Annotated in this window: 20 protein-coding genes; 15 read left to right on the top strand and 5 right to left on the bottom strand. The window is 64.5% G+C overall.

What is annotated here, in order from left to right:
• Positions 1–13 precede the first annotated feature (13 nt).
• The 9 genes from bioB to QX034_RS10825 all read left to right on the top strand — a co-directional run bounded on the left by bioB (position 14) and on the right by QX034_RS10825 (position 11,629).
• Positions 14–994, top strand: coding sequence for a biotin synthase BioB (gene bioB, locus QX034_RS10865; protein ID WP_316195376.1), 981 nt, complete (start codon positions 14–16; stop codon positions 992–994).
• 213 nt (positions 995–1,207) lie between these two features.
• Positions 1,208–2,197, top strand: a complete 990-nt coding sequence (locus tag QX034_RS10860) for a TRAP transporter substrate-binding protein (protein ID WP_315806747.1) — start codon at positions 1,208–1,210, stop codon at positions 2,195–2,197.
• 13 nt (positions 2,198–2,210) lie between these two features.
• Complete coding sequence (locus QX034_RS10855; RefSeq protein ID WP_316195375.1) at positions 2,211–4,244, top strand: HAMP domain-containing methyl-accepting chemotaxis protein; 2,034 nt, start codon at positions 2,211–2,213, stop codon at positions 4,242–4,244.
• Positions 4,245–4,472: 228 nt separating this feature from the next.
• Positions 4,473–5,417 (top strand): TRAP transporter substrate-binding protein, encoded by a 945-nt coding sequence (locus tag QX034_RS10850; RefSeq protein WP_315702581.1) that lies wholly within the window; start codon positions 4,473–4,475, stop codon positions 5,415–5,417.
• A 33-nt stretch (positions 5,418–5,450) separates the two neighbouring features.
• Positions 5,451–7,466, top strand: coding sequence for a HAMP domain-containing methyl-accepting chemotaxis protein (locus QX034_RS10845; RefSeq protein WP_315750663.1), 2,016 nt, complete (start codon positions 5,451–5,453; stop codon positions 7,464–7,466).
• Between the two features lie 117 nt (positions 7,467–7,583).
• A complete protein-coding gene (locus QX034_RS10840) occupies positions 7,584–8,948 on the top strand; it encodes an FAD-dependent oxidoreductase (RefSeq protein ID WP_315764556.1) in 1,365 nt (454 codons plus the stop codon).
• 32 nt (positions 8,949–8,980) lie between these two features.
• Positions 8,981–9,985, top strand: coding sequence for an ABC transporter substrate-binding protein (locus QX034_RS10835; RefSeq protein ID WP_315807223.1), 1,005 nt, complete (start codon positions 8,981–8,983; stop codon positions 9,983–9,985).
• A 44-nt stretch (positions 9,986–10,029) separates the two neighbouring features.
• Complete coding sequence (locus tag QX034_RS10830) at positions 10,030–10,803, top strand: ABC transporter ATP-binding protein (RefSeq protein WP_315702585.1); 774 nt, start codon at positions 10,030–10,032, stop codon at positions 10,801–10,803.
• Positions 10,796–11,629: an ABC transporter permease gene (locus tag QX034_RS10825; RefSeq protein ID WP_315744117.1), complete on the top strand. Its 834-nt coding sequence runs from the start codon at positions 10,796–10,798 to the stop codon at positions 11,627–11,629. Before QX034_RS10830 ends, QX034_RS10825 begins: the two co-directional genes overlap by 8 nt.
• A 75-nt stretch (positions 11,630–11,704) precedes the next feature.
• Here the strand turns inward: QX034_RS10825 and gtdA are convergent, their stop codons facing one another.
• The gene (gene gtdA / locus QX034_RS10820) at positions 11,705–12,742 is read right to left on the bottom strand and encodes a gentisate 1,2-dioxygenase (protein WP_315702587.1); all 1,038 of its coding nucleotides are present in this window, start codon (positions 12,740–12,742) and stop codon (positions 11,705–11,707) included.
• A 97-nt stretch (positions 12,743–12,839) separates the two neighbouring features.
• Here gtdA and maiA point away from each other — a divergent pair, with 97 nt between their 5' ends.
• Together maiA and QX034_RS10810 are read left to right on the top strand one after the other, a co-directional pair.
• Entirely contained in the window at positions 12,840–13,472 is a 633-nt protein-coding gene (gene maiA / locus QX034_RS10815) for a maleylacetoacetate isomerase (RefSeq protein WP_315807222.1), read from the top strand.
• A complete protein-coding gene (locus tag QX034_RS10810; protein ID WP_315744120.1) occupies positions 13,462–13,971 on the top strand; it encodes a MarR family transcriptional regulator in 510 nt (169 codons plus the stop codon). The genes maiA and QX034_RS10810 overlap by 11 nt, the downstream gene beginning before the upstream one ends.
• A gap of 290 nt (positions 13,972–14,261) precedes the next feature.
• Here the strand turns inward: QX034_RS10810 and QX034_RS10805 are convergent, their stop codons facing one another.
• From QX034_RS10805 to QX034_RS10790, 4 genes are all read right to left on the bottom strand, one after another.
• Entirely contained in the window at positions 14,262–15,875 is a 1,614-nt protein-coding gene (locus QX034_RS10805) for a benzoate-CoA ligase family protein (protein WP_315744122.1), read from the bottom strand.
• Positions 15,872–17,011, bottom strand: a complete 1,140-nt coding sequence (locus QX034_RS10800; RefSeq protein WP_315769402.1) for an FAD-dependent monooxygenase — start codon at positions 17,009–17,011, stop codon at positions 15,872–15,874. The genes QX034_RS10805 and QX034_RS10800 overlap by 4 nt, the downstream gene beginning before the upstream one ends.
• A 105-nt stretch (positions 17,012–17,116) precedes the next feature.
• The gene (locus tag QX034_RS10795; protein ID WP_315702592.1) at positions 17,117–18,118 is read right to left on the bottom strand and encodes an NADP-dependent oxidoreductase; all 1,002 of its coding nucleotides are present in this window, start codon (positions 18,116–18,118) and stop codon (positions 17,117–17,119) included.
• A gap of 145 nt (positions 18,119–18,263) precedes the next feature.
• Positions 18,264–19,205 carry a RimK-like protein gene (locus tag QX034_RS10790; protein ID WP_316195372.1) on the bottom strand — a complete coding sequence of 314 codons (942 nt, stop codon included), beginning with the start codon at positions 19,203–19,205 and terminating at the stop codon, positions 18,264–18,266.
• 285 nt (positions 19,206–19,490) lie between these two features.
• Between QX034_RS10790 and QX034_RS10785 the strand changes: the two genes are divergently transcribed.
• The 4 genes from QX034_RS10785 (at position 19,491) to QX034_RS10770 (ending at position 24,689) form a co-directional block, all read left to right on the top strand.
• Positions 19,491–20,264 (top strand): ferredoxin--NADP reductase, encoded by a 774-nt coding sequence (locus QX034_RS10785; protein ID WP_315702594.1) that lies wholly within the window; start codon positions 19,491–19,493, stop codon positions 20,262–20,264.
• Between the two features lie 188 nt (positions 20,265–20,452).
• Positions 20,453–22,021 (top strand): acyl-CoA synthetase, encoded by a 1,569-nt coding sequence (locus QX034_RS10780; RefSeq protein WP_315728166.1) that lies wholly within the window; start codon positions 20,453–20,455, stop codon positions 22,019–22,021.
• A 256-nt stretch (positions 22,022–22,277) separates the two neighbouring features.
• A complete protein-coding gene (locus QX034_RS10775) occupies positions 22,278–23,903 on the top strand; it encodes an FMN-binding glutamate synthase family protein (RefSeq protein WP_315702596.1) in 1,626 nt (541 codons plus the stop codon).
• Positions 23,904–23,990: 87 nt separating this feature from the next.
• Positions 23,991–24,689 (top strand): RNA polymerase sigma factor, encoded by a 699-nt coding sequence (locus tag QX034_RS10770; RefSeq protein WP_315728168.1) that lies wholly within the window; start codon positions 23,991–23,993, stop codon positions 24,687–24,689.
• Positions 24,690–24,766: the final 77 nt, after the last annotated feature.

Raw genomic sequence — 24,766 nt, 5'->3', positions numbered from 1 at the left:
AATGGAGCGTGCGATGTTGAGCGTGCAGGATCAGGCGGCCGTCGGGACGGAAACAGTGCCGCCGCAGGCATGGACCCGAGAGAAGGCCCTGGTCATCTACCGATTGCCTTTCAACGATCTCTTGTTCCAGGCGCAATCGATCCACCGCCAGCATTTCGATCCCAATCGCGTGCAGCTATCGAAGCTGCTCAACATCAAGACCGGCGGCTGCCCCGAAGATTGCGGCTATTGCAGCCAGTCCTCGCATCACGCAACCGGCTTGCCGGCCTCGAAGCTGATGGACGTCGACGATATCGTCGCCGAGGCGAGCAAGGCGAAAGAGGGCGGTGCCAGCCGCTATTGCATGGGCGCCGCCTGGCGCAACCCGAAGCCGCGGGACATGGATGCGCTGGTCGACATCATCAGCGGCGTGAAGGCGCTCGGGCTCGAGACCTGCATGACGCTCGGTATGCTCGATCGCGAACAGGCAGAGCGCTTGAGCGCGGCCGGCCTCGACTACTACAACCACAACATCGACACGTCGGAAGCCCATTATCCGAACGTCATTTCGACACGTACATTCGCCGATCGGCTGGAGACGCTGGACCAGGTCCGACAGTCCGGCATGAAAATCTGTTCTGGCGGCATCTTGGGCCTCGGCGAGAGCGAGGCGGATCGCGTTGATATGCTGATCACGCTCGCCAATCTTCCCGAGCCGCCGGAGAGCGTGCCGATCAACATGCTGATCCCGATCGCCGGCACGCCGCTCGCGGAGGCCAAGCGCGTCGATCCGCTGGCGTTCGTTCGCGTCATCGCCCTGGCCCGCATCATGATGCCGGCCTCCTTCGTGCGGCTGTCCGCCGGACGCTCGGCGATGACTGATGAGATGCAGGCGCTTTGCTTCTTTGCCGGGGCCAACTCGATCTTTGTTGGCGACACGCTGCTGACAGCTGGCAATCCCGAGGCCGCCAAGGATCGCAACCTGTTCGACCGGCTCGGTCTGCAGCCGCTCTGAGCGCTTGTTGTGCTGCGCAGAAGTTTCCTCGGGATGCTGTCCTGCGCAGCAGAGGTGCGTCGAGGCGTTTGTTGTCAGCTACGGTAATTAGTTAGGGAGCGAGGGCGGAAGTCGCCCCGAGCATCGGTTCGGGCGCGGCGGTCCGTTGTCCTTAAGACCTTAACCATAAATGTCTGTTACGTCGGTACCAATCATCAAGATCAGCGGTGCGACATGCGCAGACGGTTACGAGGATATCTCATCGGAGGAGCGCTTATAACCGCAGCAGCGGCGCTGGCTTCGGTCAATGCGGCTTCGGCGTCCCCCCGCCTGATCTCCGTGGTCTTCAATTCGCAAGTGCAAAATCCGCAGCAGATCGGCGCGGACGTTTTTCGCCAGAAGCTCACGGCTATGCCCGGCAAGCACTTCGTCGTCGACGAACGCGCCGGTAATGCGCTCGGCAGCGAGGCCACCATTCTGACCGCGACGCGCTCGGGTGCCGCCGATGTTGCGGTGCTGTCGGGAGCCATTGTCAGCGCTGTCGTTCCCGAACTCAGCGTCTTCGATATTCCGTTCCTTTTCCGGGACGAGGCGCATGCCAAGGCGGTCATGCAAGGCCCGGTCGGTGCGCAGATCGCCGCCAAATTCGCCGACAAGGGGCTCGTGCTGCTGGCGCTCGGCAAGCAGGGCTTCCGCAATCTGACCAACTCGAAGCGGCCGGTGCGAACCCCCGACGACATCAAGGGGCTGAAGATCCGGGTGATCCCGAACGAGACCTACAAGATGACGTTTCAGGCGCTCGGCGCTGACGTGAAGCCGATGGACTTTCCGCTGGTTTATGCCGCGCTAAAGGACGGCCGGCTCGACGGTCAGGAGAATCCGGTGCCGACGATTGCCTCGAGCCGCTTCAGCGAGGTCCAGAAGTACCTGACCCTGACCGGCCATTTCTTCGCGCCGATCGCCTTTGTCGCCAATCGCGCGATGTTCGAACAACTCGACGCCGCCGATCAGCAGGCCCTGATCGCCGCCGCCAAAGCCGGCGCGGAGGCAACTTGGCAATCGCAGATGGATGCAGAGAAGCTCGCTGAGCTTCGCAAGGAGGGGATGGAGATCATCGAGAAGGTCGATCGCCAAGCCTTTGCCAACGCAGTCAAGCCCCTCGAGCCGGAGTTCGAAAAGCGGTTCGGCAAGGAGCTGATTGCCGCCATCCGCTCTACACAATAGGTCCGGTCATCCCATGAAACTCTCGTCCTTGCTGTCCGCGATCGGCATCCGCCCCCGGATCTTCGGTGGCTTCGCGCTGGTTCTCAGTTTCCTCGTCGTGCTGGCAGGCTTCGCTGTCGTCCAGGTCGAGCACATCGGCGGCACCGTCAACGAACTGGTGACCAGTGCCGACGGCGACGCGGCGATGTCGCAGGTTCGCGCCGCGCTGCTCGGTGCAAACAGTGCGGTGGAGAAGTTCATCCGCACCTGGAACCTCGGGGATAAGGACATCGCGACCAAAGCGATCGACAATGTCGGTCGGCTTGTGGACCAAGTTGATCAGAGATTCGGCAAGCTCAAGGACATCGCTGACGGCGTTGGTCCGGTCCGGAGCGCGCTGGAATCGTATCGGTCGTCATTCGCCGCTGCAGCTGACGCTGTCGATCGGCTGCGGGCGGCGACCACCAAGACGGACGTCCAGGGCGCCACCGCCGGCCTCGTTGCCGGTGGCATCCAGGTCGCGCTTGCCAACAGCACCGATTCGGAACGCCTGATCAATTCGATGCGCCTCGCCGGCACCGTCGATACGGTCCGGATCGCGGTGATGCGCTATGCAGCTACGCTGGCGACAGGCGATGCCGACGATGCCAAGCTGACTTTGAGCTACGCCCAGGCCGCACTGGGAGATGCGGAGGCCGAGCTTGCTCCGACCGCCGAGGCCAAACTGAAGTCGCTGGTGACCGCCTTGAAGGCCGCGCTGACTGCTGATGCCGCCGCGCTTGAGGAGGTGATCAAGGTCGCCGCCGATCTGCGCGCCAAGCAGGCCGATCTCTCCAAGGCTTCGCTGGCGATCGACGGGCAGGTGGATCGCATCAATCAGAGGCTTGGCGTCGTGCGTGCCGAGCAGGGCGACAGAACCGCCGCCTCTGTCCAGGATACGCGGACGACCGTGATCTATACGGCCGCCGCCGCGCTTGTCGTGGGCGCGATGCTGGCCTGGCTGATCGGTGGCAGCGTCTCGGGTCCGATCCGCGGCATGACCGACCGCATGCAGTCGCTGGCCGCAGGCGAATTGGAGCAGCCGATTCCCGGCGGCGAGCAGCGCGATGAGATCGGCCGCATGGCCCGGGCAGTCGAGGTGTTCCGCGACAATGCGCTGGCGGTGCGCCGCATGGAGCAGGAGGCGGCCGCGCAACGCGAAGCGGCGGAGGCCGATCGGACCAGGATGATGGCCGAGCTCGCCAGCCGCTTCGAGCAGGGCATGCAGGGCGTCATCACCGGCGTCGGCGGCCGCGCCGACCAGATGGGGAGCAGCGCCAGCGATCTGGCGCGGGTCGCCGAGCGTGGCCGTGGGCTCGCCGAAGCCGTCGCCAACCGCGCCGAGCAGGCCTCGGTCAACGTGCAGACGGTCGCGTCCGCCACTCAGGAACTCGCCGCCTCGATCCGCGAGATCTCGAGCCAGGTGCAGCGCTCGGTCGCGGTCTCCAACCGCGCTACGCAGGAAACCCAGCGCACCTCCGAGCTGGTGAATGGTCTGTCCAGCGCGGCGGAGAAGATCGGCAATATCATCCAGCTGATCCAGGCGATCGCCAGCCAGACCAACCTGCTGGCGTTGAATGCGACCATCGAAGCGGCGCGCGCCGGCGATGCCGGCAAGGGCTTTGCGATCGTGGCGAGCGAGGTGAAGAACCTGGCCTCGCAGACCGCGCAGGCGACCGAGCAGATCGCAAGCCAGATCGCCACGATCCAGGACGCGACGGATGAGACGGTGAGCGCGATCACGCAGTTCGAATCCACGGTGCGCGAGATGGCGGAAATCTCCAACGCGATCGCCTCGGCGGTCGAACAGCAGGGGGCGGCGACCGGCGAGATCGCGCGCAATGTCGAGGAAGCCGCGAGCGGCACCGCCGCGGTAAGCCGCGAGATTGTCGATGTCCGTGCGGTGGCCGGCGAGACCGACGCCGGCGCCGAAGCTGCGCTTGCAGCGGCCGCGGCGCTGCAGCAGCAGGCGGTCTCGCTGAAGAGCAACGTCGCCGATTTCCTCAAGACCATCCGCTCGGCGGCGTAGCTGCGCCTGAGTTCCAGTTTTCGGCGTCTGGCGACGAGAGGCCCGCGCGTTGGTTCGCGCGGGCCTCTCATCGTTAGGCATGCCCGTTGCGGCAGCTCCGCATTGTGAGCGCGCGCTCGCCATGCGTGCCGCAAGCATCCCCTCTCGCGCGCGCACATACCCGCCCTTAATACCTTTCCTACCATTCCTTGCTATCCGTTCGCATGGGCTGAACGTAACGGTGGGGCTATGGGCAAGACGTTTCGAGAATTTTGGATCGCCGGCATCATGGGGGCTGCGCTGCTTGCGCCACATCAGGGCGTATCCGCCCCGCGGATGATCTCGGTGGCGGCGGGGCCTGCGGAGTTTCGTGAGAAGCTTGCGGCAAGCCACCGCTTCATCGTGGATGCGCGCTCCGGCAACGCACTTGGCGGCGAGCCCATCATCCTGTCCGCGACGCGTTCGGGCGCCCTCGACGCGGCCGTCCTGACCGGTGGCGTCGTCAGCGCCGTCGTGCCCGAGCTAAGCGTGTTCGATATTCCATTTCTGTTCCGCGACGAGGCTCATGCCAAGGCGGTGATGCAGGGCCCGATCGGCGCGCAGATCGCCGCCAAGTTCGCCGACAAGGGGTTGGTGCTGCTCGCGCTCGGCAAGCAGGGATTCCGCAATCTCACCAATTCCAAGCGCCCGATTCGCACCCCTGAAGACATCAAGGGTCTCAAGATCCGGGTGATCCCCAACGAGACCTACAAGATGGCCTTCAAGGCGCTCGGCGCCGAAGCGGTCCCGATGGATTTCCCGCTGGTCTATACCGCGCTGAAGGACGGCCGGCTCGACGGCGAGGAGAACCCGCTGACCACCATCGCCACGAGCCGCTTCTTCGAGGTCCAGAAATATCTGACCATGTCCGGCCACTTCTTCGCGCCGGTGGCCTTCGTCGCCAATCGCGCGATGTTCGAACAGCTCGAGCCGGCCGAGCAGGAAGCGATGATCGCGGCAGCCAAGGCCGGCGCCGAGGCAACCTGGCAGGCTCAGGTCGACGGCGCCAAGCTGCAGGAGTTGCGTGCCGCGGGAATGGAGGTCGTCGACAAGATCGACCGCCAGGCTTTCGTCGATGCGGTCAAGCCGCTCGATCCCGAATTCGAGAAGCGGTTCGGCAAGGAGCTGATCGCCGCCATCCGGTCCACCCGCTAAGTGCACGGCAGTATCATGAAAACCTCTTCCATCATGTCTTTGATCGGTATCCGCCCGCGCATCTTCGGCGGCTTCGCGCTGGTCCTGAGCTTTCTCGTGCTACTCGCAGGCTTCGCCGTGGTCCAGGTCGAGCATATCGGCGGCACCGTCAACGAACTCGTGACCAGTGCCGCAGGCGATGCCGCGATGTCGCAGGTGCGGGCCGCACTGTTGAGTGCCAACGGTGCCGTGGAGAAGTTCATCCGCACCTGGAACGTCGGCGACAAGGACGCGGCGACCAAGGCGATTGAGAATGTCAGCCAGCTCGCCGATCAGGTCGAGCAACGCTACGGCAAGCTGGGTGCGATCGCGGAGGGGCTTGGCCAGGTTCGTGCTGCATTGAACATCTACCGGTCGGCGTTCTCCGCCGCGGCTGACGCAGTCGACCGGCTGCGCGCGGCGACCACCAAGACCGACGCTCACGGCGCGACCGCCGGGCTCGATGCCGCGGGCATTCAGGTTGCGCTCGCCAATCGGACTGATACCCAGCGCTTGTTCCAGCCGCTACGGATTGCCGCCGCGGTGGACGGCGTGCGCGTTTCGGCGATGCGCTTTGGAACGACGCTCGCCAATGCCGATGCCATCGATGCCAAGAACACATTGGCCAACGCGCAGGCCGTCGTTGCCGCGACCGAGACCGAAATCGCTCCGACCAGCGAGGCCAAGCTGAAGATGCTGGTTGCGGCATTGAAGGCTGAGCTTACGGCGGACGCGGCGGCGCTGGACGAAGTCGTCAAGGCAGCTTCGGACCTCCGCAGCAAGCAGGCAGAGCTCGTCAATGCCAGCACGGCAATCGAGGAGCAGGTCCATCGCATCAACCAAAGGCTCGGCGCCATGCGCGCCGAACAGGGCGACAAGACCGCGGTCGCGGTCGGCGACACCCGCCAGACAGTGATCACGACCGCGGCCGTGGCGCTCGTGCTGGGCTGCGTGCTGGCCTGGCTGATCGGTGGCAGCGTCTCGGGTCCGATCCGCGGCATGACCGACCGCATGCAGTCGCTGGCTTCAGGCGAATTGGAGCAGCCGATTCCCGGCGGCGAGCAGCGCGACGAGATCGGCCGCATGGCCCGGGCAGTCGAAGTGTTCCGCGACAATGCGCTGGCGGTTCGCCGTATGGAGCAGGAGGCCGCCGCGCAACGCGAAGCGGCCGAGGCTGACCGGAACAGGATGATGGCCGAGCTCGCCAGCCGCTTCGAGCAGGGCATGCAGGGTGTTATCACCGGCGTCGGCGGCCGCGCCGACCAGATGGGGAGCAGCGCCAGCGATCTGGCGCGGGTCGCCGAGCGCGGCCGTGGACTCGCCGAAGCCGTCGCCAACCGCGCCGAGCAGGCCTCGGTCAACGTGCAGACGGTGGCCTCCGCCACTCAGGAGCTCGCCGCTTCGATCCGCGAGATCTCGAGCCAGGTGCAACGCTCGGTCGCGGTCTCCAACCGCGCCACGCAGGAAACCCAGCGCACCTCCGAACTGGTGAACGGGCTGTCGAGTGCGGCGGAGAAGATCGGCAATATCATTCAGCTGATCCAGGCGATCGCCAGCCAGACCAATCTGCTGGCATTGAATGCGACCATCGAAGCGGCGCGCGCCGGCGATGCCGGCAAGGGCTTTGCGATCGTGGCGAGCGAGGTGAAGAACCTGGCCTCGCAGACCGCGCAGGCGACCGAGCAGATCGCAAGCCAGATCGCCACGATCCAGGACGCGACGGATGAGACGGTGAGCGCGATCACGCAGTTCGAATCCACGGTGCGCGAGATGGCGGAAATCTCCAACGCGATCGCCTCGGCGGTCGAACAGCAGGGGGCGGCGACCGGCGAGATCGCGCGCAATGTCGAGGAAGCCGCGAGCGGCACCGCCGCGGTAAGCCGCGAGATTGTCGATGTCCGTGCGGTGGCCGGCGAGACCGACGCCGGCGCCGAAGCTGCGCTTGCAGCGGCCGCGGCGCTGCAGCAGCAGGCGGTCTCGCTGAAGAGCAACGTCGCCGATTTCCTCAAGACTATCCGCTCGGCGGCCTGAGCGGTAGGATCGCCAAATTGCGTCCGTAACTGAAACCCGCGTGAGCTCCGTTCGCGCGGGTGGTCAAACCGGTCTCGACGATGCATGATGCGGGCCTGCATCCGGGGAAACGCCAGCTTGTCGTCCAAGGTCATTGAAGAGCCCGCCCGTCGAATCCCGGTTTATGGCGAGTACGAAGTTGCAGTGCTCGGCGGTGGCCCGGCCGGGATTGCGGCGTCGGTTGCTGCCGCCCGCGCAGGACGGCGCACGCTGCTGATCGAGCGGTACGGCTTTCTCGGCGGCATGGGCACCGCGGCGGGCGTGACCAATTTCTGCGGGCTGCATGCCAATGTCCATGGCGAGATGCATCGCGTCGTGCAAGGTGTCGCGACCGAGCTGCTCGCGCGCATCGATCGTCTCGGCGGATTGAACGCGCCGCACCTGGTGCTCGGCAAGATCCTCGCACAGGCCTATGACACCGCCGCCTACAAGATCGCCGCCGACGACCTGCTAGCGGCGCATAAGGTCGACATCCTGTTCCATGCACTCGGGGCCGGCGTCGTCATGGACGACGCGCGCAACATCGCGGCGCTTGCGATTGAGACCAAGTCCGGACGGCAGGCCGTGCGCGCGAACATCTTCATCGATTGTTCCGGCGACGGCGACCTCGCGGCCTGGGCCGGCGCGCCGTTCGAAGTCGGCGACGGCGAGGGGCACATGCTCTACCCCTCGATGATGTTTCGCCTCAATGGCATCGATCCGGCGCGGGCGGGCGAGGCGTGGCAGACCATCCCGCGGCTGATGGCAGCTGCCGAGGCTGCAGGTACGCACAAATTCCCGCGCAAGGCGGCAATTGTTCGGCCACAACGATCGCCGGTCGAATGGCGGGTGAACTTCACTCAGCTGGCACGCGCGGATGGCAGCGCGATCAGCGGCATCGTGGCCGATGATCTCACTCAGGGTGAGATCGTGGGCCGGCGACAGGCCGTCGAGGCCTTCGAGTTCCTGCGCACGGTGCCCGGCTTCGAACAGGCTTACATCGTCGATCTGCCGCCCCAGCTCGGCATCCGCGAGACCCGGCGCGTCACCGGCGGTTACTGCCTGACCGGAGAGGATGTGCTCGGTTGCGCGTCCTTCTCCGATTCCATCGGCGTCAACGGTTGGCCGATCGAGGCCCACGTCGCCGGCGATGTGATCTTTAAGTTTCCACCGATCCCCCAATCGCGCGGGTACAACGAGCTGCCCTACCGCATGCTGGTTCCCGAAGGCATCGATAACCTTCTGGTCGCGGGTCGCTGTGCATCGATGACACATGAGGGCCAGTCGGCGGCGCGCGTCTCCGGCGCTTGTTTTGCGATGGGGGAAGCCGCTGGCGCCGCCGCGGCGCAATCGCTTGCCGCCAAGACCCGGCCCCGTGAGATCTCGATTGACACGCTCCAACTGGAGCTGACACAGCGGGGGGCCTTTATCGGGCGGCATCAGCAGGTCCCGACGGGCCTTTAGACGCGCAACAGCTCTAGATCCGGAGGAGACGTATGATCCAGCATGCCAAGCCTTTGTTGGCCGCGCTTCTTGCCCTGGCCAGCATGGCGCTCGCGCGCGCCGATGAACCGGCGAAGGTGAAGATCGGCGTGCTGCGGCTGTCATCCTCCGCGCCGGTGTTCATCGCCCAGGACAAGGGCTATTTCCGCGAGGCCGGGCTCGACGTCGAGTTGAAGTTCTTCGATGCGGCGCAGCCGATTGCGGTTGCGACCGCCACGGGCGATGTCGATTTCGGCATCACTGCCTTCACCGCCGGGCTCTACAATCTCGCCGGCAAAGGCACATTGAAGGTGATCGGGGGGATGAGCCGGGAGAAGCCGGGTTATCCGCTGATCGGTTACTTCGCCAGCAACAAGGCCTACGCGTCCGGCCTCAAGACGCCGAAGGATCTGGCCGGCAAGCGCATTGCGGTCACGCAGGTGGGCTCGAGCTTTCACTACTCGCTCGGCCTGCTCGCCGAAAAGGATGGGTTCAAGCTGTCGGACGTGAAGATCGTGCCCTTGCAGTCGCTGTCAAACGTGGCGGCCGCACTGAAAGGCGAGACGGTGGATGCAGCGCTGCTGCCGGTCTCGACCGCGCGCAAGCTGATGGATGACGGCGGCGCCAAGCTGCTGGGCTGGGTGGGTGACGAAACACCGTGGCAACTGGGCGCCGTATTCGCATCCCCGAAGGCGCTGGCCGACAAGACGGTGGTCACTCGTTTGCTCGGTGCTCTCGAGCGCGCGGATCGTGAATATCACGATGTGATTCTTGTCTGGATCAAGGACGGGGTAGCCGTGATTGACGACAAGACCAGGCCACTGCTCGAGATCATCGGCAAATATACCAATCTCCCGGTCGAGCAGGTGGCCGGCAATTGCGCCTATATCGATCCCGACGGCAAACTCGACGTGAAGAATGTCGACAACCAGATCAAATGGCTGCAGGCGCAAGGTTTCGCCGACAAGGGCTATGATGCCGAGAGCATCATCGCCAAGGATTACGTGAAGCCGGATTAGAAGGGCGCCCGGGCCTCCTGCGCCCCTGAATCCGAGAGACCGCAATGGACCTGATCGCCGACCATATCAGTCATCGCTTCGACACGCTCGACGTGCTCGATGGCGTCTCGTTCACAGTCTCCGCCGGCGAGGTGGTGGCGATCGTCGGGCCATCCGGTTGCGGCAAGAGCACGCTGCTGTCGATCCTCGGCGGCCTGCTGCAGCCGAGCGAAGGACAGGCCATGTTGCGCGGTGCGCCGCCGCCGGACAGTCTCAATCCGCTGACCTTCGTGTTCCAGGATTTCGCGCTATTGCCCTGGAGCACGGTGGAGGACAACGTCGCGTTTCCGCTTCTGCACACCGAGCTCTCGACGCAGCAGCGCCTTGCTGCGGTCGATGATGCGCTTCGCCGCACCGGGCTGTCCGACTTCCGCGGCGCCTATCCGAAGCAGCTGTCCGGCGGCATGTGCCAGCGCGTCGGCATCGCGCGGGCGCTGGCGGTCAAGCCTGCGATGCTGCTGATGGACGAGCCGTTATCGGCGCTGGATTCGCAGACACGCGAATTGTTGCTGGAGGACTTCGTCGGCCTGCTGGCGGACGGCGGCATGGGCGCGATCTATGTCACGCATAATCTGGAGGAAGCGGTGCGTCTCGCCGACCGCATCGTCGTGCTCTCGCGGCGTCCCGGCCGCATCCGCGAGGTCGTCACTGTTCCGATGACCCGTGCCGAGCGTGGCGACGTCGGCTTGCGCGAACGCCTGCTGCGTTTGCAGAATGATTTGTGGTCTCTGATCCGTGCCGAGGCGATCGATGCCGAGCGCGAGGTCCAGCATGCTTGACCGTGCTGAGAGCTCCGAGCCCGCTTCAGGTCAGGCGACCGGCGCGCTGCGGTCGATCCGCTTTCGCGGCGCGGGCTTCACCCCGGCAACCAGCCGCTCCGCCGGCTGGATCGCGCTCGCAACCGTGCTCGCGTTGTGGCAGGCAGCTGGTAGCCTCGCGCTGGTCAATCCGTTGTTCCTGCCGACGCCCTTGGCGATCGCCCGCGCACTTTACCAACTCGCGATCTCCGGTGCGCTCTGGCAGCATGTTTCGGTGTCGCTGTTTCGGATCGGTGTCGGCTGGGCGCTCGGCACCGTCTCAGGCATCGTCGTCGGTTTCGCGATCGGTCTGTCGCGCATCGCGCGCAGCGTCGGCATCACCTTCGTCTCGGCGCTGTTTCCGATCCCGAAGATCGCGGTGCTGCCGCTGCTCATCTTGTGGCTCGGCATCGGCGAAGCGCCGAAGATTGCGACCATCGCGCTCGGCGTGTTCTTCTCCACCACCATCTCGGTCTATAGCGGCGTCGATGCGGTGCCGCGCAACCTGATCCGGATGGCGCAGAGCTTCGACGTGCCGTTTGCCACCATCGTGCGCCGCGTGATCTGGCCCGGCGCACTGCCATCGATCCTGGCCGGCTTTCGTATCACCGCCTCGGTCGCACTGATGCTGGTGGTCTCTGCCGAGATGATTGGCGCCGACACAGGTATCGGCACCTTCGTGCTGCAGGCCGGCAATCTGATGCAGACCGATCAGCTGATGGCCGGCATCGTCGTTCTATCTGTGTTCGGGCTCGCGGTCGGAAAGCTGATCAGCCTGCTGGAGGCCCGGCTGCTGCATTGGCGATAGTTGAGGAGAGCGCTGCGGCCAACTAAAAGGTCGTCATGCCCGGGTCAAGCCCGGCCATGACGAAGCAGAAAGCGTTCAAGCATTCCCCCGGTCTTCCCGGAACAGGTCGAGCTTCTGCTGCACCGGCCGGTCCGAGAACGAGAACAGCACCGCGTCTTCGTCGGCCTCGTGTGTGACCCACTGCCAGCTCGGCACCACGAATAGATCGCGCGGGCCCCACTCGAATGTCTGCTCGCCGATCCGCGTGCGACCCCGGCCTTCGACCGCCGTGAACACGGTCGCATCTGTTGACCGATAGCGCGCCGTCTTGAAGCCCTTCGGCAGCAGCTGAATGAAAGTGCCGATGGTCGGCATCGCGAAATCGCCGGTCTCGGGGTTGGAGAATTTCAGCTTCAGCCCGTGGCAGGCGTCCCATTCGTCGCGCCGCTTCGCCTGTTCCAGGGCCTCGCGGGTGTAGGAATAGGGATAGCTGAAGATCGGCGAGGTCCTGGATCTCGCCTTGGCATCGACCGGCAGCAGATTGTGGCCGTAGCGGGCGAAGCTGTCGCCGCTGGGACGGGCGACCTTCTGCTGATCCTCCTTCGATCCTTCCGCAAAGGAGGCGTCCAGGAACTGCACCAGCGGGATGTCGAGCCCATCGAGCCAGAACATCGGCTCGGAGGTCTCGTTGCCGTGATCGTGCCAAGTCATCGACGGCGTAATGACGAAATCGCCGGGCTGCATCAGGGTGCGCTCGCCGTCGACCGTGGTGAAAGCGCCTTTGCCTTCGAGCACGAAGCGCAGCGCTGATTGGCTGTGCCGATGCGCCGGCGCGATGTCGCCGGGGATCACCATCTGGATTCCAGCATAGAGCGAGGTGGTGACCTTGGATTGACCGCGCAGGCCCGGATTCTCCAGGATCAGCACGCGCCGCTCGGCCTCCTTCGCCGTGATCAGCCGGCCGGCCTCCACCATGTAGTCGCGGATGGCTGCAAACTGCCACAGATGCGGACGGCACCCGCTCTTCGGTTCCGGCGTGATGAGGTCGCTCATCACGGTCCACAATGCGGTAAGGTTCTGGCCGTCGATCTTCTTGTAGAACGCCTCGCGTTCGGGCGTCGAAATGGCTGCCATGAGCGCCTCCCGTGACCTTGTTGTTGATTGACAGTATACTGACGATTTCACGAGCGTCAATTGCGGGCATAATGACAGCGTTCAAGGGAGGATCACGATGAAGCTGCACGGCTATTTCCGCAGCAGTGCGTCCTATCGGGTCAGGATCGCGCTGAACCTCAAAGGGCTCACCGCCGAGCATCTGCCGCATCACCTTCGCAAGGGCGAACAACGCGCGCCTGATTATCTGAAGCTCAACCCGCAAGGCTTCGTCCCGACGCTGGAAGGCGACGGCGGCGCCGTGCTGATCCAGTCGCTGGCCATCATCGAATGGCTCGACGAGACCCATCCCGTGCCGCCGCTGTTGCCGAAGGATCCGCTCACCCGTGCCAGGGTGCGGGCCTTCGCGCAGGTGCTCGCCTGCGACACGCATCCGGTGCAGAACCTGAAGGTGCTGGCGCGGCTGCGTGAGCTCGGCCTGCCCGAGGATAAGGTCACGGCCTGGGCCGGCTGGGTCAATCGGGAAGGGCTCGCCGCCTGCGAAGCCTTGATCAAGCACGAGCCGGGACCGTTCTGTTTTGGTGTTGCGCCGACGCTGGCCGATCTCTGCCTCGTGCCCCAGCTCGGCAACGCCCGGCGTTTCGGCGTCGATGTCGCCGCTTTCCCGCGGCTGTTGCAGGCGGAGGCCGCGGCAAAGGCGCTGCCGGCCTTCGCCGATGCCGCCCCGGAGCGCCAGCGCGATGCCGAGTAAGCCGCCTGACATCACGATGGACGCGGTCTACGGCAAGCCGGGTTATCTGTTTCGGCGCATGCAGCAGATCGCGGTCTCGATCTTCATGGAGGAATGCAAGGCGTTCGACCTCACGCCGGTGCAGTATGCCGCGCTGGTCGCGATCCAGACCCATCCCGGCATCGATGCCACCAGGCTGTCGGCCGTGATCGCCTTCGATCGGTCCACGCTGGGCAGCGTGATCGAGCGGCTGGAAGCGAAGGATTATATCGCGCGCGAGGCGTCGCCCGGGGACAAGCGGGTCAAGCTGCTCGCCATCACGAAGGCCGGCGCAGCGCTGTTGCGCAACGTCATGTCATCGGTGAACCGCGCGCAGGCGCGCATGCTGGCGCCGCTCAAGCCGGCCGACCGCAAGACCCTGCTGGCGCTGCTGTCGCAACTCGTCGATCTCAACAACGAGGCCTCGCGCGTGCCGCTGCGCGCCGAGGACGCGTTGGAGCGGTTGGGAAAGGCGGGTTGAGAGAGATACGCCTGCTCGCTTTCGTCTCGGTCCCACAAAAGAGCTCGATGAATCCGTCATTGCGAGGAGCGAAGCGACGAAGCAATCCAGAGTCTTGGCGTAATTCTGGATTGCTTCGCTTCGCTCGCAATGACGACCGAATGCGTGGCGAGATCTGAGATCATGATGCGATTAGTAAGGAAGCGCATCATGATCTCATCTTTTGCTTGAGCATGATCTCCGCGCAAACGCCTATGGCGTTTGTCGCGAGGGAAAGCCGGTTCCCCCCTTTTCCGGATCATGCTCTAGGCTCACATCCGCATCACCGCCTGGCGATCGATCTTGCCGGTTCCGGTCTTCGGCAGCTCATCGACGAACACGATCTCGCGCGGATATTTGTAGGGCAACAGCGTTGCCTTCACATGATCCTGTAGCCGCTTGGTCGTCTTCCGTTCGTCGTAGTTTGCCCCGTTGATCACCACCACGGCCTTCAGGCTCATGCGGCGGTCCGGCAGCTCATGCGCGAACACGGCGCACTCGCGCACCTCGGGGTGCTCGATCAGGCATAATTCGACCTCGAGCGGATAGACCCATTGGCCGGAGATCTTGACCAGGTCATCGGCGCGGCCGCGGAAGAAATGAAAACCGTCCGCGTCGCGCGTGAAGCGGTCGCCGGTGTAAATCCACCCCTCCTCGCGGATGGTCTCCGTTGTCTTGTCCGGACGATTCCAATAGAGCGGGGTATTGGAATCGCCGCGCACCCACAGAATGCCTTCCTCACCGGTGCCGACCTCGCGGCCGTCGCTGTCGCGCAGCGCGATCTCATAACCCGGCACACGCAAGCCCGCTGCGCCGAGCTTCTTGCGGTCCTCGCGATTGGAAAGGTAGATGTGCAGCACTTCGGTCGAGCCGAGCCCCTCGATGATCTCTAATCCCGTCAGCTTCTTCCAGCCGTCGAAAACCTCCGCTGACAGCACCTCCGCGGCGGAGATCGCCATGCGTAGCGGGGAGAAGTCGGTGGCTCTTGCGCCATCGGCTTTGGTCAGTGCGGTGTAGAGCGTCGGCAGGCCGAAGAATACGGTCGGGCGAAAACGCCCGATCGCCTCGAAGATCGCCGCCGGCTTCGGCTGGCCCGGCAGCAGCAACGTCGTCGCCCCCGCCGAGAACGGGAAGGTGATGGAATTGCCGAAGCCATAGGCGAAGAAGATCTTCGGCACCGAGAAGCAGATGTCGTCGGGCTTGAGTCGCAGCACATTCTTCGCAAAGGCCTGATCGCTATAGGCCATGTCGTGCTGCAGATGGACGATTCCCTTGGGCCGTCCGGTCGAGCCGGACGAATACATCCAGAACGCCATCTCGTTGCGGTCGGTCTCGGCCTCGGCGAGTTCGACCGGGAAGCCGGCCAGCCAATGCGCGGCGCTCAACGCCTCCGGCGCTGCGTTGCGACCGACCTCGCCATTGACCACGACGAGCGTGCGCAGGCTCGTATTCGCGCAGGCTTGGGCGTCGAACCGCGCCGCGAATTCCGCATCGGCGACGGCGACCTTCGCGCCGGAATCGGCAAGATAAAACTGCAACAGATCCGGCGGCGTCAGCGTGTTGATCAGCAGCGGCACGAAGCCGGCGCGCACCGCGCCGAAGAACGCGGCTGGATAGGCCGGCGTGTCGTCAAGAAACAACAGGATGCGATCGCCGCGCGCCAGCCCGAGCGAGGCAAAGCCGTTGCCCCAGCGGCAGGCCTCCGCGCAGAGCTCCGCATAGCTGCGCGAACCTGCGGGGCCGATCAGCGCCGGATGGTCGCCGCGTCCCTTCCTGAGGTTGTCGAACAGGATGCGGCTGGCGTTGTAGCGCGAAGGGATCGCGAAACCGATCTCGCGCGCGCCCGAGCTGTCGCAAGGGACCTGATCGACGATCTCGTTGCTCATGATCGTCCTCCCTTGCCGCGCGATCCCTCATAGCGCGCCATGAACTGCGGCGACATTGCACGCAGACGTGCGTCGTCGATCCGGCCCGAGCGGGTGATGTAACTGTAGGCGAAATCCAGCAGATCGAGTTTCATATGCTCGGGGAATTTCTCATACCAATCGGCGCTGGTGCGCGCCGCCGTCACCAGCTTCTTCACGATCGGCTGCCGTTCCGCTTGGTAGCGCGCCAGCCCGTCCTGGATGCGCCGTTCGGCCTCCAGCGCTTTGAGCAATGCGATCGCGTCCTCGATCGCCAGCCGTGTGCCGGAACCGATCGAGAAATGCGCCGTGTGCAAGGCATCGCCGATCAGCACGACATTGCGATGCCACCAATGCTCGTTCCAGACCCAGGGAAAGTTGCGCCACACCGAGCGGTTCGAGACCAGGGGATGGCCGTCCAGCGTGGCAGCGAAGACCTCTTCGCAGATCGCCTTCGAGTCCTCGATCGACATCTCGGCGAAGCCATAGGCCTGCCATGTCGCCCGGTCGCATTCGACCAGGAACGTGCTCATCTCGGGCGAATAGCGGTAGTGATGAGCGTTGAAGAAGCCGCGCTTGGTTGCGACGAAAGTCTGCGACAGTGTCGGGAAGGTCTTGCTGGTGCCGTACCAGGCGAACTTGTTGCTGGAATGGGAGATCGAGAAGCCGAAATCGCCTTCGTAGGTCCGGCGTGCCAGCGAGTTCAGCCCGTCGGCGGCGACGATCAGGTCGTAGCCTGCCAGCTGATCCAAGGACTGCAGCTGGGTGCCGTAGCGCGGGGCAACGCCGACGCTTTCCGCGCGCGCCTGCAGCAGTCGGAGCAGGTCCAGCCGGCCGATCGCGGAGAAGCCGACGCCGTCGATCTCGACGCTTTGCCCGCGCAAATTCAGCGTGATGTTGCGCCAGCTCTCCATGCGCGGCGCGATCGCGTCCACGGTGTCCGGATCGTCGGCGCGCAGGAATTCGAGCGCCTGTTCCGAGAACACCACGCCGAAGCCCCAGGTCGCATCCGCCGGGTTCTGCTCGAACAGATCGACCTCGGCGTCCGGATGACGCTTCTTCCACAGATAAGCGAAATAGAGCCCGCCAGGGCCACCGCCGAGCACGGCAATACGCACGCGCCTCTCCTCCCAATTGACAGTATACTGTTTATTTTGGGTGAGACTAATCCGCCGGCGCGGAACGCGCCAGCGGAATTTGCGATCGGGGAGGAGAGAGGCGAGTTAGACCCGGACCATGCGCTTGCCGCGGTTCTCGCCGGCCAACAGGCCGATCAGCGCTTTCGGCGTGTTCTCCAGTCCGTCGATGACGTCTTCCTGCACCTTCAGCCGGCCCGAGGCCACCCAGCTCTGCAGGTCGGCGATCGCCTGGTCGCGGCGGTCCATGAAGTCGGTCACGATGAAGCCCTGCATCACCAGCCGCTTCACCACGATCAGCCCGGGCACGCCGCGCGGGCCGTGCGCCGAGGGAGCCTGGTCATATTGCGAGACGGCCCCACAGCAGGCGATCCGGCCGTAATTCTTCATCAGCGGCAGGCAGGCTTCGAGAATATCGCCGCCGACATTGTCGAAATAGACGTCGACGCCGTCAGGTGCCGCCGCCTTCAGCGCCTTGAACACAGCGCCCTCTTTGTAGTCGACCGCAGCATCGAAGCCGAGCTCGGATGTCAGCCAACTGCATTTGTCCTTGCCGCCGGCAATGCCGATCACGCGGCAGCCCTTGATCTTGGCGATCTGCCCGACGATCGAACCCACCGAGCCGGCGGCGGCGGAGACCACCACGGTGTCTCCGGCCTTCGGCCTGCCGATCTCCAGCAGGCCGAAATAGGCGGTCAGGCCGGCGATGCCGTAGACGCTGAGCAGATGGGTCAGCGGCTCGATCTTCGGCAGTTTGACGAGGTGCTTCGCTGATACGACTGCATAATCCTGCCAACCGGTGTCGCCGAATACGATGTCGCCGGCAGCAAGGCCGGGCGCCTTGGACGAGATAACTTCGGCGACCGCGCCGCCCGCCATGACGCTGTTCGCCTCCACTGCGGACCGATAGGTCGCGCCCTGCATCCAGGCGCGGTTGGCGGCATCGAGCGAGATGTAGCGCACGCGGAGCAAAGCCTCGCCGTCCTTCGGCTCTGGTATTGCGCCCTCGACCAAGCGGAAATGCTCAGGGCCGAGCTTGCCGCTCGGCTTTTCGACCAGAAGGATCTGGCGATTGGTCGTGTTGCTCATAAGCTTCGCTCCCTGCGCTCCGGCGCCGCAACTTGATGTCGTTGAGAACACATGCGGCGCTGTTGTTTATGGCCTCATCCCATATTGGGGAGGCACTGGCAAACCCTCCGGAAGTGGCCGTTGGACAGCGCGCGATCGGCCGTCGTCAGCTCGCAAACACCTTATCCAGCGCAGCGCGATACGCCGCATAGACCGCGTCGGGATATCGCCTGCCGAGGGCTTCCATCATCACGCCGGAATTGATCTCCAGCACCTGCCAGCGGCCTTCTGCATATACCACGTCGATCGAGGCGAAGCGGATGCCGATCACCTGTGCGGCCTGCGCTGCCAGCATCACGCAGGCCTCGCGCGCCGGGTCGCCATCGAGGAGCACAGGCTTGGCGCCCGCCTCGAGATTGTGCCGCCAATTGAGCAGCCGCGGCTCGCCGGCCGGCACGATGGCCGCAAGCGCGGTCGCGCTGAAGTCGTCCCGCAAGCGCGCGAGCATCCCCTTCCCCTTTGAAGGCGCGACCGTCGCCAGCGCAAGCTCCAGTAGCGTTCGTTCGCCGTCGCCGACCACGCTTGGCCGCTCTTTGCGGTAGACCAGGAGTGGCGAGCCATCGAGCTGCACCACGCGCACCTCGTCCTCGATGTCGAGAAAGGGCGAGATCGCGACGTTCGTGTTGGCCGCAAACAGGCCAGTCACGGCATCCACCAGCTGGTCCCGCCGCAGGACGTGCGTCACAAAGCGTCCCGACGTGCCCTCGTTGGGTTTCACGACAAGCCCGGCGGGATGCGCTTCGAGCAAGTCCAGCATCGAACGCCACGGAGTCCCGGCGTCCCCGTCGAATGCTGGTGCGATGAAGAACGCATGAGGCACCGCGGGCAGGCCGGACAGGCTAAGTAGGTCCGCGGTTGCCGCCTTGTCGCTGGCCAATCGGTGCGCCACCGCACTGTTCAGGCCAAGGTCGTAGCCGAAGATCAGGTTCCGCCGGCCGGCGCGATGGAGCACGAGCAGCCAGCCCTCCGCCCGGATGTCGAGCGCAATCCCGTGCTCGGCGCAGTAACGCCTGACAGCGTCGATCAGGATCCGGGGGCGGTTAAGCATTGCTCAAGGATTGGCCAAGGATGCGGAATTTAAGTGCTGGGAAGATCGGGCTTCAACAAGTAAATTGCGAAGATCGTTTGTGTACGAATGAATCTCCGGAGCCGCTGGGGAGCATAGGCCGGCATGCATTTGCCGGCTATCGATTGTGCATTGCAGCGGGTTGATTTCCGGCCGGTTTTGTGTACATCAGGCGACGACAAATCTGCAGCAGTTACAGAGGGTTGCAGTCATTTTGCGGCGCAGCCCATTTCTTCCAACATCAGCCTGCGTGAAGAAACAAACATCATGAGCGCGTTCTATCGAGAGAAAGTTCTTTCCGTCCAGCACTGGACGGACACCCTGTTCTCCTTCCGAGCCACCCGCGATTCCGGTTTCCGCTTCCAGAACGGCCAGTTCGCGATGATTGGCCTCGAGGTCGAGGGCAGGCCGCTGCTCCGCGCCTACAGCATGGCCAGCGCCAACCACGAGGAAGAGCTCGAATTCTTCAGCATCAAGGTCCAGGACGGTCCGCTGACCTCCCGCCTGCAAAAGATCAAGGAAGGCGACACCATCCTGGTCGGCCGCAAGGCGACGGGCACGCTGATCACCGACAATCTCTTGCCCGGTAGCCGGCTGCTGCTCCTGTCGACCGGCACCGGCCTTGCGCCCTTCGCCAGCCTGATCAAGGATCCGGACGTCTACGACCGCTTCGACAACATCGTGCTGGTGCATGGCTGCCGCCAAGTCGCCGAGCTCGCCTATGGCGAGACCGTCGTGGCCAAGCTGCGCGAGGACGAACTGTTCGGGCCGCTGCTCGAGGAGAAGCTGCAGTATTATCCGACCGTCACCCGCGAGCCGTTCCGCAATCGCGGCCGCATCACCGACCTGATCACCTCCGAGCAGCTGTTCAAGGATATCGGCCAGCCGCCGCTGAACATCGAAACGGACCGCATCATGATGTGCGGCAGTCCGGCGATGCTGGAGGAGCTGAAGGGCATGTTCGAGTCCGGCGGCTTCGTCGAAGGCAGCGGCAACACGCCCGGCCATTTCGTGATCGAGAAGGCGTTCGTCGAGCGCTGATACGTCAGCTTACCGGCGCCTCGACGCAATCGGGGCGCCGCCTTTCCTGCCAATATCCTCCCTTGCAGGTTTTGAAGCGGCTGTGCGAGGTTCAGCCGCAAGGACCGGGCCCACGAAGGCCCGGCGCAGCAGGGAGGGGATTTGATCGCGCCTCGCGCGGCCGTCCCCCGTGATGACAGGGGACATGCATGAATTCCATCATACGGCGGCAAACGCTCGGCGATCTCCTGCGGCGCAGCGCGGCGCGCACGCCACAGAAGACGGCCGTCATCTGCGGCGATGTCAGCTGGAGCTATTCCGAATTCAACGCCATCGTCGACCGTCTCGCGGCTGGCCTCGCCGAAGGCGGCATCGGCAAGGGCGAACGCATTGCCATCCTCGCCCGCAACTCGCATGCTTTTGCCGCGCTGCGCTTTGCGTTGGCTCGGCTCGGTGCCGTGCTGGTCCCCATCAACTTCATGCTCAAGCCGGAGGAAGTCGCCTACATCCTCAAGCATGCCGGCGCACGCCTGCTTGCGACCGATAGCGGCTTCGCGCCGTTGGCGCGCGCTGCCAGGGATTTGGCGCCGGCGGTCGAACAGTTGATCTGGCTGCCGTCGGAAGGCCCAAGCGAGCGCCAGGCGGACATGATCGATTTCGCCGCGCTCGCGGCATCTGCCGCCCCTGTGCCGGATGTCGAGCTCAACGGGAGCGATCTCGCGCAGATCGTCTACACCTCCGGCACCGAGTCGCTGCCCAAGGGCGCGATGCTGACTCATGATGCCGTGATCTGGCAGTATGTTTCCTGCGTGGTCGACGCTGGCATCGCGGCCGACGACGTCACGCTGCACGCCTTGCCGCTCTATCACTGCGCGCAGCTCGACGTGTTCTTCGGCCCGGCCATCTATGTCGGCGGCACCAACATCATCACCGCATTTCCGACCCCGGACAATCTGCTGCCGCTGATGGCGAAATATCGCATCACCTCGTTTTTCGCGCCGCCGACGGTGTGGATTTCGATCCTGCGCTCGCCGCTGTTCGAGACCACCGATCTGTCGTCGTTGCGCAAGGGCTATTACGGCGCCTCCATCATGCCGGTCGAGGTGTTGCGCGAGCTCGCGCAGCGGCTGCCCGACGTGCGGCTGTGGAATCTCTACGGCCAGACCGAGATCGCGCCGCTCGCCACCATGCTCGGGCCAGAGGATCAGCTGCGCAAGCCCGGCTCCTGCGGGCGCGCCGTGCTCAATGTCGAGACTCGGGTGGTCGACGATCAGATGAATGACGTGCCCCCCGGGGTGGTCGGCGAGGTCGTGCATCGCTCGCCGCATCTGATGCTCGGCTATTTCCACGATGACGAGCGCACCGCGGCAGCTTTCTCCGGTGGCTGGTTCCACTCCGGCGATCTCGCCACCATCGACGACGAAGGCTACGTCACCATTGTCGACCGCAAGAAGGACATGATCAAGACCGGCGGCGAGAATGTCGCGAGTCGCGAGGTCGAGGAGGCGCTGTATCTGATCCCCGAGGTTTCGGAGGTCGCCGTGGTCGGCCTGCCGCATCCGCGCTGGGTCGAGGCGGTGGTGGCGGTGGTCGTGGCCAAGTCCGGCTGCAGGCCGACCGAGGAGGACATCCTCAAGCAGGTCTCGGGCCGGCTCGCGTCGTTCAAGACCCCGAAGCGCGTCGTGTTCGTCGATGCGCTGCCGAAGAACCCCAGCGGCAAGCTGTTGAAGCGCCAATTGCGCGAAATGCATGCCGATCTGTTTGCCGAAAGCCCATGAGCTCACCGCTCACCGGAAGGTGATCAGGACGACAGACGCGGCGGGAGGTCGTGACTGGAGGCGTTGCGCCGCAACAGCTAAGTCGAAAGACTAGCCGGTTGGGCGATAGATGATTGCTGCGGGAACTCGTAATCTTGCGGGCACGCTGTCGGTACAGGCTGCCGGCCAGCCTAGTCCTTTGGTAACGTTGCTCCGCTACATCCCGTAGAAGCGACATCGCCGACGCCTGCCGACGACATTGGCCCCGAGGGATTTCATGGAAACCTTGCTGCTCCCGCTCTCGCCCCGCTTCATCGTCCTGACGATCTGCGTGGTGGTCACGGCGCTGCTGCTGGCGCTCGGGCTCTACGATCGCAAGATCTTCGATCTGGTCCTGCTTCCGCTCCTGATCTTCGGCGCGCTCACCCTGCTCGGCATCCACGATCTCGTGCAGCGGAGCCACGCAGTGCTGCGGAACTATCCGATCTCCGCCCATATGCGTTTCCTGCTCGAGGAAATCCGCCCGGAGATGCGGCAGTATTTCTTCGAGAGCGAGAAGGACGGCATGCCGTTCTCACGCGACACCCGCGCCGTGGTCTATCAACGCGCCAAGATGGCGCTCGACAAGCGGCCGTTCGGGACCCAGGAGGACGTCTATCGCGAAGGTTATGAATGGCTGCACCATTCGGTCGCGCCGAAGCCGCATGCGGAAGAGAAGTTCCGGATTCAGATCGGCGGCCCGGATTGCACCAAGCCCTATTCGGCGTCTGTCTTCAACATCTCGGCGATGAGCTTCGGCGCGCTCAGCCCGAATGCGGTGCGCGCGCTGAACGGTGGCGCCAAGAAGGGCGGCTTCGCCCATGACACGGGCGAGGGCGGCTTCAGCCCCTATCACGCCGAGATGGGCGGCGACATCATCTGGGAGATCGGCTCCGGCTATTTCGGCTGCCGCCGTCGCGACGGCGCGTTCGACCCGGAAGCCTTCGCGCGGGTCGCCGGCCTGGACCAGATCAAGATGGTCGAGCTCAAGATCAGCCAGGGCGCCAAGCCCGGTCATGGTGGCGTGCTGCCGGCGGCAAAGGTTTCGGAGGAGATTTCCAAGATCCGCGGCGTGGCGATGGGGGAGGATTGCATCTCCCCGCCAGCGCATCGCGCTTTCTCCACGCCCATCGGCATGATGCAGTTCATCGGCGAGATGCGAAAACTGTCCGGCGGCAAGCCGGCCGGCTTCAAGCTCTGCATCGGTCATACCTGGGAGTTCCTGGCGATCTGCAAGGCGATGCTGGAGACCGGCATCTATCCCGATTTCATCGTAGTCGACGGCAATGAAGGCGGCACCGGTGCGGCGCCGCTCGAATTCATGGACCATCTGGGCATGCCGATGCGCGAGGGCGTCAACTTCGTCCATAACGCGCTGGTGGGTCTCAACATCCGCGACCGCATCAAGATCGGCGCCTCCGGCAAGGTTGCGACCGCTTTCGACATGGCGCGCGCGATGTCGATCGGTGCCGACTGGTGCAATTCCGCACGCGGTTTCATGTTCGCGCTCGGCTGCATCCAGTCCTTGAGCTGCCACACCGATCGTTGCCCGACCGGCGTGGCCACGCAGGATCCGACCCGCAGCCGCGCGCTGGTGGTGCCGCACAAGCTGGAGCGCGTCTACAACTATCACCACGCGACGTTGCATGCGCTGGCCGAGCTGCTGGCTGCCGCCGGCCTCGAACATCCGCAAGACCTGCGGCCGATCCACTTCTCGCAGCGGACCTCGACCACTGAGGTCTCCTCGTTTGCACAACTCTATCCGGCATTGCAGCCGGGTGAATTGCTCGGGGGCACCGAAGACCAGCGTTATCGCGATGCCTGGCGGATGGCCCGTGCGGATACGTTTGCGCCGGCATCGTGAGAGGCGTTGCCGGCGCCATCCTTTTTCGGGAACTTCCGGGCCCGGCTTGCATCTAAGTCACGAGTTCCTCAATTTGGGTGAGCGACAATGGCTTGGACAACGCCTTGGACGACGGCCACGACCCCATCCGCTGCGCCGGGCGGCGAGGATGAGCTGATCCGGCGGGCAAGGGCGCGCGACGAGACGGCCATCCGAGCCATCCTGCTGGCGAACAACCGTCGCCTGTTCCGGATCGCCCGCGGCATCCTGCGCAACGATACCGAAGCTGAGGACGTGGTGCAGGAGACCTATGTCCGGGCGCTCACGCATCTGGAGAGCTTTCGCGGCGATTCCAGCCTCTCGACCTGGCTCACACGCATTGCCATGAACGAAGCGATGGGGCGGCTGCGCGGGCGCCGGCCCACCGTGCAACTGGAAAGGCCCGCGGAACGCACCCCTGAGGCCGAGATCATTCCCTTTCCCGCCGCATCGAACGATCCGGAAAAATCCATGGCACAGCGCCAGATCCAGGGCGTCGTCGAACGCGCCATCGATGAGTTGCCGCAGCCGTTTCGTCTGGTCTTCATTGCCCGCGTGATCGAGGAGATGAGCATCGAGGAGACTGCCGCACTGCTGGAGCTGAAGCCCGAGACCGTCAAGACGCGCCTGCACCGCGCCCGCTCGCTGTTGCGGCACAACGTCGAGAAGGAGATCGGTCCCGTCGTCCTCGACGCCTTTCCGTTTGCCGGCCGGCGCTGCGAGAAGCTGACCGACGCGGTGCTCAAACGGCTCGGCTTTCCGATCTGATTCTTTTTCGGGAACGTCGGCCTCGGTTCTTCATCCAATCCCTGTGCAACCATTTACCGCCGGCCGCGAGGTCCGGC

Source organism: Bradyrhizobium sp. SZCCHNR3119 (assembly GCF_032487775.1).
Taxonomy (GTDB): domain Bacteria; phylum Pseudomonadota; class Alphaproteobacteria; order Rhizobiales; family Xanthobacteraceae; genus Bradyrhizobium.
This window is presented reverse-complemented; position numbering and strand designations above follow the sequence as displayed.

Coding starts and splice junctions, on each gene's coding strand:
- bioB (WP_316195376.1), top strand. CDS start 14: ATGTTGAGCGTGCAGGATCAGGCGGCCGTCGGGACGGAAACAGTGCCG.
- QX034_RS10860 (WP_315806747.1), top strand. CDS start 1,208: ATGCGCAGACGGTTACGAGGATATCTCATCGGAGGAGCGCTTATAACC.
- QX034_RS10855 (WP_316195375.1), top strand. CDS start 2,211: ATGAAACTCTCGTCCTTGCTGTCCGCGATCGGCATCCGCCCCCGGATC.
- QX034_RS10850 (WP_315702581.1), top strand. CDS start 4,473: ATGGGCAAGACGTTTCGAGAATTTTGGATCGCCGGCATCATGGGGGCT.
- QX034_RS10845 (WP_315750663.1), top strand. CDS start 5,451: ATGTCTTTGATCGGTATCCGCCCGCGCATCTTCGGCGGCTTCGCGCTG.
- QX034_RS10835 (WP_315807223.1), top strand. CDS start 8,981: ATGATCCAGCATGCCAAGCCTTTGTTGGCCGCGCTTCTTGCCCTGGCC.
- QX034_RS10830 (WP_315702585.1), top strand. CDS start 10,030: ATGGACCTGATCGCCGACCATATCAGTCATCGCTTCGACACGCTCGAC.
- QX034_RS10825 (WP_315744117.1), top strand. CDS start 10,796: ATGCTTGACCGTGCTGAGAGCTCCGAGCCCGCTTCAGGTCAGGCGACC.
- gtdA (WP_315702587.1), bottom strand. CDS start 12,742: ATGGCAGCCATTTCGACGCCCGAACGCGAGGCGTTCTACAAGAAGATC.
- maiA (WP_315807222.1), top strand. CDS start 12,840: ATGAAGCTGCACGGCTATTTCCGCAGCAGTGCGTCCTATCGGGTCAGG.
- QX034_RS10810 (WP_315744120.1), top strand. CDS start 13,462: ATGCCGAGTAAGCCGCCTGACATCACGATGGACGCGGTCTACGGCAAG.
- QX034_RS10805 (WP_315744122.1), bottom strand. CDS start 15,875: ATGAGCAACGAGATCGTCGATCAGGTCCCTTGCGACAGCTCGGGCGCG.
- QX034_RS10795 (WP_315702592.1), bottom strand. CDS start 18,118: ATGAGCAACACGACCAATCGCCAGATCCTTCTGGTCGAAAAGCCGAGC.
- QX034_RS10790 (WP_316195372.1), bottom strand. CDS start 19,205: ATGCTTAACCGCCCCCGGATCCTGATCGACGCTGTCAGGCGTTACTGC.
- QX034_RS10785 (WP_315702594.1), top strand. CDS start 19,491: ATGAGCGCGTTCTATCGAGAGAAAGTTCTTTCCGTCCAGCACTGGACG.
- QX034_RS10780 (WP_315728166.1), top strand. CDS start 20,453: ATGAATTCCATCATACGGCGGCAAACGCTCGGCGATCTCCTGCGGCGC.
- QX034_RS10775 (WP_315702596.1), top strand. CDS start 22,278: ATGGAAACCTTGCTGCTCCCGCTCTCGCCCCGCTTCATCGTCCTGACG.
- QX034_RS10770 (WP_315728168.1), top strand. CDS start 23,991: ATGGCTTGGACAACGCCTTGGACGACGGCCACGACCCCATCCGCTGCG.